Annotated in this window: 13 protein-coding genes, 1 tRNA gene and 1 other RNA gene; 2 read left to right on the top strand and 13 right to left on the bottom strand. The window is 43.5% G+C overall.

Annotation, left to right across the window (positions count from 1 at the left end; translation table 11 throughout):
• Window positions 1–66: 66 nt before the first annotated feature.
• From recO to coaD, 12 genes are all read right to left on the bottom strand, one after another.
• The gene (gene recO / locus B2866_RS03735) at window positions 67–846 is read right to left on the bottom strand and encodes a DNA repair protein RecO (RefSeq protein WP_296190829.1); all 780 of its coding nucleotides are present in this window, start codon (window positions 844–846) and stop codon (window positions 67–69) included.
• 74 nt (window positions 847–920) lie between these two features.
• Window positions 921–2,084, bottom strand: coding sequence for a GTPase Era (gene era, locus B2866_RS03730; RefSeq protein ID WP_296190828.1), 1,164 nt, complete (start codon window positions 2,082–2,084; stop codon window positions 921–923).
• 183 nt (window positions 2,085–2,267) lie between these two features.
• Window positions 2,268–3,065, bottom strand: coding sequence for a ribonuclease III (gene rnc, locus B2866_RS03725; RefSeq protein WP_068405869.1), 798 nt, complete (start codon window positions 3,063–3,065; stop codon window positions 2,268–2,270).
• Window positions 3,066–3,227: 162 nt separating this feature from the next.
• On the bottom strand, window positions 3,228–3,623 hold the full coding sequence (locus B2866_RS03720) for a DUF4845 domain-containing protein (protein WP_201542094.1): 396 nt from the start codon (window positions 3,621–3,623) through the stop codon (window positions 3,228–3,230).
• 165 nt (window positions 3,624–3,788) lie between these two features.
• Complete coding sequence (lepB, locus tag B2866_RS03715; RefSeq protein ID WP_296190826.1) at window positions 3,789–4,691, bottom strand: signal peptidase I; 903 nt, start codon at window positions 4,689–4,691, stop codon at window positions 3,789–3,791.
• A 102-nt stretch (window positions 4,692–4,793) separates the two neighbouring features.
• On the bottom strand, window positions 4,794–6,593 hold the full coding sequence (gene lepA / locus B2866_RS03710; RefSeq protein ID WP_068405877.1) for a translation elongation factor 4: 1,800 nt from the start codon (window positions 6,591–6,593) through the stop codon (window positions 4,794–4,796).
• 308 nt (window positions 6,594–6,901) lie between these two features.
• Window positions 6,902–6,978 (bottom strand) — tRNA-Met (locus B2866_RS03705).
• Between the two features lie 135 nt (window positions 6,979–7,113).
• An RNA gene (rnpB, locus tag B2866_RS03700) (RNase P RNA component class A) lies at window positions 7,114–7,480 on the bottom strand.
• Between the two features lie 89 nt (window positions 7,481–7,569).
• Window positions 7,570–8,289: a dethiobiotin synthase gene (bioD, locus tag B2866_RS03695; RefSeq protein ID WP_296190824.1), complete on the bottom strand. Its 720-nt coding sequence runs from the start codon at window positions 8,287–8,289 to the stop codon at window positions 7,570–7,572.
• On the bottom strand, window positions 8,286–9,623 hold the full coding sequence (gene bioA, locus B2866_RS03690) for an adenosylmethionine--8-amino-7-oxononanoate transaminase (RefSeq protein WP_296190821.1): 1,338 nt from the start codon (window positions 9,621–9,623) through the stop codon (window positions 8,286–8,288). Before bioA ends, bioD begins: the two co-directional genes overlap by 4 nt.
• 3 nt (window positions 9,624–9,626) lie before the next feature.
• Window positions 9,627–9,875: a YfhL family 4Fe-4S dicluster ferredoxin gene (locus tag B2866_RS03685; protein WP_068405886.1), complete on the bottom strand. Its 249-nt coding sequence runs from the start codon at window positions 9,873–9,875 to the stop codon at window positions 9,627–9,629.
• A gap of 121 nt (window positions 9,876–9,996) precedes the next feature.
• Window positions 9,997–10,506, bottom strand: a complete 510-nt coding sequence (gene coaD, locus B2866_RS03680) for a pantetheine-phosphate adenylyltransferase (RefSeq protein ID WP_296190817.1) — start codon at window positions 10,504–10,506, stop codon at window positions 9,997–9,999.
• A 287-nt stretch (window positions 10,507–10,793) separates the two neighbouring features.
• On the opposite strand from coaD, the gene smpB reads away from it, so the two are divergent.
• Window positions 10,794–11,270, top strand: coding sequence for an SsrA-binding protein SmpB (gene smpB / locus B2866_RS03675; protein WP_068405891.1), 477 nt, complete (start codon window positions 10,794–10,796; stop codon window positions 11,268–11,270).
• Window positions 11,271–11,388: 118 nt separating this feature from the next.
• On the opposite strand, the gene rarD is transcribed toward smpB, so the two are convergent.
• Window positions 11,389–12,411 (bottom strand): EamA family transporter RarD, encoded by a 1,023-nt coding sequence (gene rarD, locus B2866_RS03670; protein WP_296190814.1) that lies wholly within the window; start codon window positions 12,409–12,411, stop codon window positions 11,389–11,391.
• 300 nt (window positions 12,412–12,711) lie between these two features.
• Here rarD and B2866_RS03665 point away from each other — a divergent pair, with 300 nt between their 5' ends.
• The gene (locus B2866_RS03665) at window positions 12,712–13,179 is read left to right on the top strand and encodes an Lrp/AsnC family transcriptional regulator (RefSeq protein WP_201542102.1); all 468 of its coding nucleotides are present in this window, start codon (window positions 12,712–12,714) and stop codon (window positions 13,177–13,179) included.
• Window positions 13,180–13,253: the final 74 nt, after the last annotated feature.

Raw genomic sequence — 13,253 nt, 5'->3', positions numbered from 1 at the left:
TTTATACATATTTGAGTAATTTACTAAAAAATAGTTTATAAAATATTGGTATGTTTTACGATTAGACTAAGATTGATAGCGCTGCTGCTGCTGCCAAAGTAAGCGACTTTGCAACGGTTGATAATCAAGCAAATGGTCAATCAATTGTCGATGCAAACGCGACCAAGCATTAAGGGTTGATGCAGCCACCCCCTGCTCTTCCATCATCAAAATCTCATTACCTTTGAAAACGGTCTGCGCAACAGCGCTCTCATCGTCATTATGCACAATTGGCATCAAGCCCACATCAGGTAGGAAACGGTACCAAGTGTCAGGTTCAATAGGCTGATCTAAGCTGTCATGTTTTAATGTTAAGGCAAAGCCCAATTCGTTAAACAAATGCGTCTCGAACTGGCGCAAACATAGACGCAGCTCATCGGCAGTTAAGGGCTGCTTAAGCTGCTGTAGGCTATGTTGGTAGTGTTGCCATAATATTGGCATAGGATCTTCAGTGGGTAATAGCCGCCACAATATCTCATTCAAGTAAAGGCCAGTGTATTGATGTTGTCCGCTGATACTTTCATGATGCAGTGTCTGGGCTAGATTTACGTTACTGTCTTTTAGCGCTAAAGGATTTTTTGCTATAGATTCTTGAATCGAGCTTAATGGCGCAATATTAATCTGCGTGAATGTTTTTAAATCGCGTTTACCACTGGCAAAAAGTTGCAGTGGCATAAAAAGCGGCGCGCCTTTTTTGCCAACGCCATGGATGACACCATGTTGCTGAGAAAACAGATAGTATAAGGCGCGCTTTTCTTGGTAGGGGCGCTGATGTAATAAATAACCGATTAACGCTTCATTACGCATGGATTATTACCTCAGCCGTGGTGATATAGATACATGGCGGTCAACATCTACCCACCATGCTTTTTTAATCGTGCTTAATATCCTAAACTGGTCAAAGCACGCTCGTCATCAGACCAGCCGCGTTTCACTTTCACCCACAGTGTTAACATAATTTTCTTATCAAACAGTTGTTCCATGTCTTTACGTGCATCCATGCCGACCTGTTTGATACGCTGACCTTTATCACCAATGACGATCGCTTTTTGTCCGCTACGCTCAACATAAATGGTCGCATCGATAAAAGTGACCGCTTTACGCGGACGGCCAGTTTTTGGGTCAATATGCGCCGCTTCGTCTTTAAAACCATCAATCTGTACCGTCAAATCGTAAGGTACTTCATCGCCGGCACTACGCATGATTTTTTCGCGAATAATTTCACTGGCTAAAAAGCGCTCTGAGCGATCGGTAATCTGCTCGCTATCATAGATAGGATCGGCGATTGGCAAATGCGAGGCAATCACTTCTTGCAAGCGGTCTAGGTTTTGATTTTTTAAAGCAGAAACAGGAACGATATCAGCGAAATCAAAACTTTCATTAAACGTTTCGATCAGTGGTAACACGCTACCTTTATCTTTTAGCGTATCGGCTTTATTAATTACCAATACTACGGTCAGATTGGTATCGCCAAGTTTTTGTAGGGTCAATAAATCGTCATCACGCCACTGGTCTGAATCAACGACAAATAAGACCAAATCAACATCAACCAATGCAGAGACGGCAGCTTTATTCATACGCTCATTGATAGCGCGTACCTCATTGCGATGAATACCTGGAGTATCAACAAACACCGCTTGCATCTCATCATTAGACAAAATGCCGTGAATACGGTGACGGGTGGTTTGCGGTTTACGCGACGTGATAGACAGCTTTTGACCCAATAAATGGTTCATCAAGGTTGATTTACCCACATTCGGGCGACCAACAATGGCCACATAACCGGCTTTAAAATCTTCAGCGATATGGGCATTGTTATTTGTTGAAAAAAACTCTTCTATCGTCGTATCATTATCTAACGTCGTATCTTCGGTGTTATCAACTTTTAGATTGGTATCGTTTAATCTGGCGTTTTTTTTCTGCACGTCATCTTGTACAACGCCATTTGCTGCAGTCGCACTTTGGCTTGAACTCATATCTGGGTTTTCGGTCATATTTTTGGCATTATCTTCATTATTTAATGGCAAGTCATGGTGATTGCTCATGGATTAATCCTATGGAGGTTGTCATCAGTTATGCCACTTATTAATTGTTTAAAGAAAAGCGACATACAACTGATCATGTTAAAAAGATTGAAAATTTCAAAAAACAATTCCTTGAAATTATTTATTGAAATCATCGAATTTAGTATTAGAGCAAATGGGTTTTAAAAAATGAGCTTTAAAAAACTAGGTACGTCTTTTTGGCTGTCCTGGCAGTTTATGTAGCTGATTAATCATTAATTCTGCCGCTTTTTGCTCAGCAATACGGCGACTTTCGCCAGACTCGGTAATATCAGGACAATTATTGATATTAACCTGACAGCGCACCACAAAGATTTGGTGCGGTGCATTGCCACGGGTTTCCATCAGCTCATAATGCGGCAAATCAAACTGCTTAGATTGCAGCCATTCTTGTAATCGGCTCTTGGCGTCTTTTAGCGCTTTTTGGTCACTGACGTTGTCTATGAGATCACCATACCACGATAGCACGCACGCACGGGTAATATCCATATCTTGACTGTCTAAATAAATAGCACCTATCAACGACTCTACCGCATCTGCCAAAATGGAAGCACGATTGCGCCCGCCGCCTTTACGCTCACCCACGCCCAATATTAAATGATTAGACAGCTCTAGGTTTTGGGCAATAATCACAAGCGATTCCTGCCGTACCAAAGTTGCCCGCATGCGCGTCAGGCGGCCTTCATTTTGCGTAGGATAGCGATGATACAAAGCCTCACCGACTATCATTCCTAATAATGCGTCGCCCAAAAACTCCAAGCGCTCATAGTTTTTCTTACTATCAAAGGAGCGATGAGTAAGCGCCAGTTTAGGCAAGCTTAAATCATTAAACACATAGCCCAACTTGCGCGACAATATCGCTAACCGTTGAATAAATTCTGCGCTAATAATAAGCGTGTCATCAGACACGCTATTTTTATGGGGATTGGGAACCGCCTGAGGAGACTGCGAAGTTGGTTTCATGCGTGGTCTGTGTGTATCCCTTTTTTTCATTAATAAATATGATGAGAAGTCATTATCTTAAAGATGGTCTAAAAAAATCAATGTTAGGATTTTTTAGCTGGCTAATTTTAGTGCTCTAATTTTTAATATATAGGTTTTGATATTTAAGTTCTGATATCTAGGCTATTCGGCAGTAGTAGCATCAATGTCGCCTTCAAAACGATTAACGATATCGATATTACCAAAAAAATTATTGGTGGTTTCGTACTTCTTATGAATAGCCAATTGACCTGGTTTTTTATCGGTGAAAGTAAACACTTCTTCTGCTTTGGTATCATAATCGGCGTTAATAGACAGCTGCTTATTCACGCGCTCTACAAACTGCTTGGCCGTTTCTTTATTGGCATTGGACTCTTTAAGCTGCGCACTTAAGGTTTTTGTCAACTGATAATCGCCAATTTGTGCTGGTGCAATAGCCACAAACAATTTAGCCGCCACGCCCAAAACGATAATGATAAAAACGACACTCGTTACACTAGCGCCGCGCTGCGAAGACAACCCAGATAACTGCTGCACCATAAGACCTCTCAAAGGGTAAGTTGCTATAGGTAAACTGCCATATTTAAAAAACTATCTTATCAATAACCTTTAATATCATGGTTTTCTTTAGCCGGCCATAATATTAGCACAATCTATTATCGGTACATCATTCTTTAGCGCAGCAACCTTTAAAAAGCGATGATATCAATCAATACTACCATTACGTTTAAAGGTTGGTAAATTAAGACCGGGCGGTTTATGCATCCAAATATAAACCGCTTTACCCGCTAAATTATCATCAGGAACGAAACCCCAAAAACGCCCATCAGCACTACGATCGCGATTATCACCCATTACAAAGTAATGACCTTCTGGCACTCTGATACGCCACTCTGTGCCTTCAGAGCTGACCACTTCTGGCGATTCTTGCTGCAAAAATGGCGCGTATTGCGAGCTATTCATATCTGCTAAGTAGCGAACCAAGTGTTTGTTGTCACCTTGGGTCTCTTCAAAGTACTTTGCCTGACTTTCTTCTTGTTGCCCCATTCGCATCGCATTGTCTTCGGTCAAGACTTGTCCGGGTGCCACTTGTCCGGCTGGATATAGCTGTGAGGTCAACTCAGCGTCGGCATCAAAATTGATCGCCTTAGTAGGAACTGGCGTGTCATTAATCGCCAGCGTGCCTTGATTATAACTGACGGTATCACCCGGCAAGCCAATCACGCGCTTAATATAGTAAATACTTGGATTTTCCGGGTAACGGAAAACCGCTACATCGCCGTGCTCGGGAGTGCCTGTATCAAGTACTTTATTATAAGTCAGCGGTAGACGTACGCCATACGCGTATTTATTGACCGCGATAAAATCACCCGTGTACAAGGTTGGCACCATCGACGATGAAGGGATATTAAACGGCTCAATTAAGAATGAGCGCACTATCAAGACCACCGCTAACACTGGGAAAAAATCATACGCCCAACGTACCAGTAGGCTCTCTTTACCGCGACCGCGGGTTTTACGCTGTTTGAGCGTCAGCTTCTCTAATAGCCAAATAATACCTAGGCCAATAGTTAATGGCACTAAAATTAAATTAAAATCAAAATCCATACGAATTTGCCTATTAACAAGCTGAGAATCAAACCACGGTTGCAGTAAAGCTGTCTATGCCAAATATTGCTGTCTTTTTATCTTTTAAAAGATAATGAACGTTTAATTATCGACCTGCAAGACGGCCAAGAAGGCTTCTTGTGGAATCTCGACGTTACCTACTTGCTTCATACGTTTTTTACCCGCTTTTTGCTTAGACAGTAGTTTTTTCTTACGCGAGACGTCACCGCCATAACACTTCGCTAGGACGTCTTTACGCATGGCTTTGACCGTACTACGACCAATAATTTGACTGCCAATCGCCGCTTGAATCGCCACATCAAACATCTGACGTGGAATCAGCTCTTTCATCTTAGTAACCAGCTGATTACCACGGAAACGTGCTTGATCTTGGTGCACAATCATCGCTAAGGCATCGACTTTATCGCCATTGATGAGGACATCAACTTTGACCAATTTATCAGCTTGATAGCGCTCAAAATTATAATCGAGCGACGCAAATCCGCGCGACACTGATTTTAGGCGGTCAAAGAAGTCCATGACCACCTCGCCCATCGGAATATCAAAAATCAGCTGCACTTGGCGACCCATAAAACGCATATCGACTTGGACGCCGCGGCGCTCAATACATAGCGTCATGACGTTACCCAAATAATCTTGCGGCACTAGAATCTGACAGCGCGCAATTGGCTCACGGAACTCTTCGATATTATTTGGTTCAGGCAATCTTGACGGGTTATCTACGTAAATGACTTCGCCGTTCTTCTTTTCAATCTCATAGATAACGGACGGCGCGGTGGTGATTAAATCCAAGTCATATTCACGCTCTAAGCGCTCTTGGATAATCTCCATATGCAGCATACCCAAGAAGCCACAGCGAAAACCAAAGCCGAGCGCATCAGAGGTATCAGGCTCAAAGTATAGCGATGCATCATTAATCTGTAGTTTTTGCAGCGCTTCACGGAATTTTTCAAAATCACTAGAATCTACTGGGAACATACCAGAATAAACTTGCGGCGTGATTTGCTTAAATCCAGGAATGCGCTCAACATCAGGCGTACTGGCATGGGTAATCGTATCACCAACAGGCGCACCAGCAATATCTTTGATTCCTGCGATAACAAAGCCTACTTCGCCCGCTTGTAAAATACCTGTGTCTACAGGTTTCGGGGTAAAGACACCAATTGAGCCCACTAAGTGCGCCTCTTTGGTCGACTTAATATACAGCTTATCGCCTTTTTTAATCGTTCCTTCACGCACACGTACTAAAGACACCACGCCCAGATAGTTGTCAAACCATGAGTCGATAATCAATGCCTGTAGCGGTGCATCACGGTCGCCCGTTGGCGCAGGAATAAATTCAACCAAGGCCTCTAGCAGTTTATCGACACCAAGACCAGATTTTGCAGAGACGCGCGGCGCATCAACTGCATCAATACCGATAATGTCTTCAATCTCTTGAATCACGCGCTCAGGCTCAACTTGCGGCAAGTCAATTTTATTTAAAACTGCCATCACCTCCAAACCCTGGTCAACGGCGGTATAACAGTTGGCGACCGACTGTGCTTCAACGCCTTGTGCCGCATCAACGACCAATAGCGCGCCTTCGCAAGCCGCTAATGAGCGTGAGACCTCATAAGAGAAATCGACGTGACCGGGCGTATCAATGAAGTTTAGCTGATAACGCTCACCGTTAGGATGATCATAAAACAAGGTCACAGACTGGGCTTTAATAGTGATGCCGCGCTCACGTTCAATGTCCATAGAATCAAGGACTTGTGCCTGCATCTCACGATCTTGCAGCGCGCCGCACATCTGAATAAAACGGTCAGCAAGGGTCGACTTGCCGTGATCAATGTGGGCAATAATAGAAAAGTTACGAATATTGGCTAATGCAGTCACAAAGCGCCTACTAAATAATGGAGGATTGAATAACGGATATACATAGTGTCAGATGGCAACCGTCGAATACATACTTATAGCTCATACTGGCCAATACGCCAAAAGAGACAGATTAAGTACATACCGTATTGCCGCAATTGAAATGCCCACAGCGCAAATGACTAACTTTTATGACGCGCAGGCATACGAAGGTATTCTAGCAGTTTTCCGCTATAAAGTAAGTTGATTTTGTCAGCAAGCAAAAATCAGGCAAAAAAAAACCAATCATAAGATGATTGGCATTTTACTACTGCTGGTCTTGCTAAATATGGTGGCGATGAAGAGACTTGAACTCTTGACCTCACGATTATGAGTCGTGCGCTCTAACCAGCTGAGCTACATCGCCATTTAAGGCTCGGTATAATACCGATAGAGAGGACCTGCGTCAACCCCTAATTAGTATTTTTTGCAAAAAATGTGCATTTCATTCAAATTCGTGGCAAATATTACCAATACTAACGATAAAAAACCATAAAACAAAAAAGTTGGTAGACCGATAAGCCGGGTTCTGTCGTGGACGATCATTCCTCTAGGCGTATCATCGCTGATACGCTCAAGCAACCTACCCGCATCGAACGCGGGCCGCGCCATGCCGATGCCTATTTGGTCTTGCTACGCGTGGAGTTTACCATGCCGTGAGATGTTGCCATTCACGCGGTGCGCTCTTACCGCACCCTTTCACCCTTACCGATAATGTCTTGCGACACCAAAGGCGGTCTGCTCTCTGCTGCACTTGTCGTCAAGTTACCCTGCCCAGCCGTTAGCTGGCACGCTGCCCTATGTAGCCCGGACTTTCCTCCCCTGCGCATCTGTTGCCAGTGTGCAGCGGCGATCGCCTAGTCTACCAAGCGCGCTAGTATAGCAAAATTAGTATGAGGTGTGGAAAGTGTTTTACGCTTATTTATCTGTTGTCATAAAACCATTTAAATAAAAGCGTTTAAATAAAATCTAGCGTTAAAACAAAGTCATCATTACCGATAGTGCTATTTGTCTGTTGCGGCATTTGCAGCCAGTAGGTGTCTGGATAATGGCGCGCTAGATAGTTTTTTAAATAATCAATCGTACTATTGGCAATCTCATCATCTGTCTGAGCAGCACTATCATGAATATGGTTATAAATCACACTATGCAGCGTTAAACTGCGCGCTTTGATTGCTTCCAAACTCAACAAGGTATGATTGATACTACCAAGCCGCCCTGAGGTTACCAAGATAACTGGATAGCCTTGCTCAGCAATATAATCCAAGGTTAATAACCGCTCGGTTATGGGCACCAGCAAGCCGCCTGCGCCTTCTAACAGCACCGCGTCGCAGCTTTGTTGCAATTGCTGCGTAGATTTAGTAATGACTTTGGGGTCTAGAACGTCATTAGCAAGCGCGGCAGATAAGTGCGGCGATGCGGGTTTTTCATAACGGTAAGGACACGTGGTAAAGTCCAAATCATAAGGCTGCAATGAAACTCCCATCAACTGACGATGAATAACAATATCATCGGCAATATTCATTTTGCCACTAGCTGAATTGACAGTAACGCCTGTTTGTACCAGCTTTTGAGTGATGACGTTAACCCCTTGCTGCATCAGCGCTTTTGCTATCATGCCTGTGGCATAGGTTTTACCAATATCAGTATCAATACCGGAGATAAATAGCACACTCATAGCGAAGCTCTATCAGTGACAGGAACTTGCTGCAAATACGAAGTAACGACGGTTAGCAGCGCTTGGCATAAATCCCCTAGCTCATCGTCAGTAATAACGTAAGGAGGCATAATATAGACCAATTTGCCAAACGGTCTGACCCAAATGCCATTGTCAATCAGCAAAGACTGAAAATCTGGCATATCAACGGCTGTCTCTAATTCAATCACAGCCACTGCGCCTAAACAACGTACCTCTGCTATTCCATCTAACGTCTCTGCAGGCGTGAGTCGTTGTTCCATAACGGCTTGCATATTTGCTGTACGCGCTTCGATATCATAAGACAGTATTAAATCAATGGACGCACAAGCAACCGCGCAAGCTAGCGGATTGCCCATAAAAGTGGGACCATGCATGAGTGCAGCATACTCGCTTTGGCTGATGGTCTCGGCAATATGGCGCGTACATAAAGTCGCGGCAAAGGTCATATAACCGCCCGTCAACGCTTTACCAATGGTCATAATATCAGGGCTAATATCCGCATGCTCGCAAGCAAACAGCTTGCCACTACGACCAAAACCAGTAGCGATTTCATCAGCAATTAGCAGCACGTCATGCTCATCACACAATTGGCGTAATAGTTGTAGATATTCCGGACTATAAAAGCGCATACCACCTGCGCCTTGAATAATAGGTTCGATGATAAAGCCAGCAAGCTGATGGCTATGTTTGGCAAAAAATACGGTTAATTCATCACGTATAGTTTGAGTTAGCTGAGGCCCAAATCCTAACGGCGGTGCAGGGACAAAATGCTGCATCGGTAACTGGTTGCCATACAGGCTGTGCATACCGTTGACAGGGTCGCACACACTCATCGCGTGCCACGTGTCGCCATAATAGCCTGACTGCGTTGAAGCAAACTGGCACTTTTGCGGACGCTTGGCAGCAATCTGATACTGCAGCGCCATTTTTAGTGCTACTTCGACGGCAATGCTGCCACTGTCAGCATAAAATATCGCGTCGAGTCCAGCAGGTACGATAGCAAGCAATTTTTTGCCCAAATCTATCGCGGGCTGATGGGTCAAGCCGCCAAACATCACATGCGCCATTTTGCCCAATTGTGCAATCATCGCCGCATTTAACTTGGGGTGATTATAACCATGCACACTTGCCCACCATGACGACATACCGTCAATCAAGCGCGTACCATCGTTAGTGATAATATAAACCCCTTCGGCATGGTCAATAACGATATTAGGATAGGTGGGTGGCAAACTGGCATAAGGATGCCAAAGGTGCTGTTGGTCGAAATCGTTGGTTGAAAGATTGCTCGTTGAGGGGTCAGATCTCATCATTTTTTATTTGCCAGTAATGCGTTTGTATTTTGCCAATAAGTCGCTTTGGGTTTCGACGTGGTTTGGGTCATGAGGGATGCAATCGACAGGACAGATGACCACGCATTGCGGCTCATCGAAATGACCGACGCATTCAGTACATAAATCTGGGTCGATAACATAGATATCATCGCCCTCTGAGATGGCTTCGTTTGGGCAAGCAGGCTCGCAGACATCACAATTGATGCATTCATCGGTAATTAATAACGCCATAAACTGCTCCTTATTTGCTAGCAGTTGATAAAAAATGAGTACGTCCGTGGTTTACGATTACACTTAACATTAAACCATCAGCCCATCATTAAAGCTTAGCTTGTTAAGCGTTTAGCTAAATTTAGCTGCTGAGTTTTTGTATAAAAGCTTCTGAGACGCAAGGTGGCACAAATTTCGTCACATCACCGCCAAGTTTGGCAATTTCACGAATCATCGTTGATGAGATAAACGAGTAATTTTGCGACGGCGTTAAGAATACTGCTTCAAAATTCTCATCAAGCTCGCGGTTCATATTGGCCAGCTGAAACTCATATTCAAAGTCTGACATCGCGCGCAGACCCCGTAATACTGCGGTGGCATTTTTTTCGCGCATAAAATCGACCAGCAAACCCTCAAAACCAATCACCGACACTTGCGGCAAATCCGTAAATACCGTCTCGACCAAATGCACGCGCTCTTCAAAGTCGAATAATGGCTTTTTATGATGACCAGAGGCCACGGCGATGACAACCTCATCGAACAATTTAGCCGCGCGTTTAACCAAGTCGACATGACCGTTGGTAATCGGATCAAAGGTACCCGGGTATAAAATTTTGGTATGCAATTTTGAAGAAGTAGCAGAAGGGCTCATAACAGGGCTAATATGGTTAATGATAATGACCCATATGCTAGCAAATTTTGCTCAAACTTCCTACTTATCTGCTACATTTGTCCTAACAGCCGATTTACCTTTTCGCTGTGTGCTTTGCTACAATAGTCGGTTCGACTCATCCCTTTTTGCCATGCTTTGGTTTGCCGTGCTTGATAGGACAAACCCGCATGATAAAAAACTCTCTATATTTGAGAGCTAGGATGAGGAACTGTTAGACAAGGACAATTTATACAAACCATGTATATAAAAGTCCTTATGGAGAAATTATGTCAAAAAAATCAAAAAAACCTGACAATCAAATCTGTGCCAATAAAAAAGCTCGTCACGAGTATTTTATTGAAGAAACCTTTGAGGCAGGTCTATCGTTACAAGGCTGGGAAGTTAAAGCCATTCGCGCCGGCAAAATGACGATTACCGAAGCGTATATTATCTTTCGTAATAATGAGGCATTTTTATTTGGCGCCCATATTCAGCCGCTGCTTTCAAGCTCAACGCATGTCAGCCCTGATAGCATCCGTACCCGTAAGCTGCTGCTCAATCGCCGTGAAATTGAAAAACTGATGGGTGCGGTCAATCAAAAAGGCTATGCGTGCGTGCCGTTATCTTGCTACTGGAAAAACTCTTTAGTGAAATGCCAAATTGCGCTTGCCGTCGGTAAAAAACAGCACGATAAACGTAAAACGCTAAAAGACCGCGACTGGGAGCGTGATAAGCAGCGCGGCTTTAAGCAGCATTTGGATTAAAAAAACGTTGTAAGTGATACATTTTAATCTAACGCAAAAGGGACGATTCCGCATATTGTTGAATCGTCCTTTTTTATTTGGCAAATAAGTTGAATCAATCCATTTAGGGCATTTATTTTCAAACCGTTTGCGCTATTCTATTAAGCTGCGACTGTTTATGAGCGTGGCGTAATTGACGGATACCGTGTGCAATTAGGCAAATAATTCCTAACCAAATTAAACCATAGCTATAAATCATCGATGATTCAAAAGGATTGCCCAAGACAGTGATGGCTAAGATAAATAATAATGCCGGCTCTATATAGCTCATCATACCGTAAACGTTGACGGGTAACATTTGACTGGCATCAACATTGGTTTTCATTGCCAGCACGCTAAGCATGCCAAGTCCTGCCAACATCATGATAAAAAAGCTAGAGCTGCCAACCAATCCTAAACTGCTCGGCGCAACAAATAATAAATAGGCGACGGCAAACGGTGCAAAGATGGTTAAATCCACCAGCAAACCTGTAATCGCGCCGATACCTTGTAGGCGGCGTAAAATATAATAAATAGGATAAGTACCGCAGACCCAAAGCGTCGCCCAAGAAACACTTTGGGTACGTACAATCTCACTACCGACGCCGACAGCGGCAAAGCCAACCGCCAACCATTGCAGACGGCTCAATTTTTCGCCAAATAAGACGCAGCCAAACACCACCATCATCAGTGGGAACAGAAAATAACCCATCGCGGTTTGCACGCCTTGACCATTAACTGGCGCCCACATAAATAGCCAAAACTGGCTGAGAAATATCGGCGTTGGCAACAATAACCACGCCCATTGCTTTACCGTGCACAATGCCTTTAATTTATCGAGATGTAAACCTAAACGCCCACTAATGAGCAAATACCCTATCAGTGCTGCCCACATCGCTAGCATGCGCCAGATAAAGACTTGCGTACCAGATAACGGCGCCAAAAAACTGCTGTAGGCATAAAGCACACCAAATAACAGATTCGATAATATCGCCAGTGCCACGCCCATTATCAATGTACGCTGCTGCGCGCTACTAGCCGTCCAAACCGCAGGCAGTGGCAAGCGCGAAACTATAGCTGTGAGCATATTAGTATAGACATTAGATAGTGTTGGGTTCGACATGATAAGCACCGTAAATATAAATAGACGTTAAAAGGCTTAGCGATTTCTTTATTTTGCTTATTCAGTTATTCACAAGCTTTGATTGCTGTGCTCTGGTTTCTAAGCTCTGGTTTCTAAGCTTTGACTAATAACGTCTATTGTACTAAGCTGCTATGAGAAATTATTTCTATATAAGCATTTATTCGAATAAATTTACTTTAATTATTGCCGAAACCTAGTTATTTTCTTGTATTTGAATTAATAGCAATAATATTTATAATAAAAGTATTGATATTTGTGATTTTCTAGGGAAGCGCTATTGTGAACCATATTTTAGACGATACCGATAAAGCGATTTTAAATTTGCTACAGGACGATGCGACTTTGCCGTTAAAAACGGTGGCAGAACGCGTGCATGTCTCGATCGCCACTGCCCAGCGCCGTATTCAAGCATTAATAGATAGCGGTGTGATTACCAAACAAGTCGCTATCGTTGATCCAAATAAGGTCGGTTACGGGCTTACGGCGGTGGTCATGATAGAGATGTCGCGCTCCAATACCTCGATGCAACATCGATTTGAGCGCTTGATGCATGATCAGCCGCGAGTAATGAGCTGCTATGAAGTGTCAGGAGATGCGGATTTTATGTTGATGGTCAATGCCAAAAACATGAACGATTATCATGAATTTACCCGTAATTTACTGACTTACGAGAACAATGTGCGTAGCTTTAAAAGCCAGTTTGTGATGAACTTTACCAAGAGCGGCACTAAGATTTTGCTCGATTAATACTAGCTACATCGCCCATGCAATTTTTATCATCAATATAAGTGGATAAATAGTCTGTAAAACAGGTACGATAA

The sequence above is a fragment of the Psychrobacter sp. UBA3483 genome (genome assembly GCF_002377905.1).
Lineage (GTDB): Bacteria > Pseudomonadota > Gammaproteobacteria > Pseudomonadales > Moraxellaceae > Psychrobacter.
The sequence above is the reverse complement of the archived record's forward strand: the minus strand, read 5'-3'. Positions and strand labels throughout refer to the sequence as shown.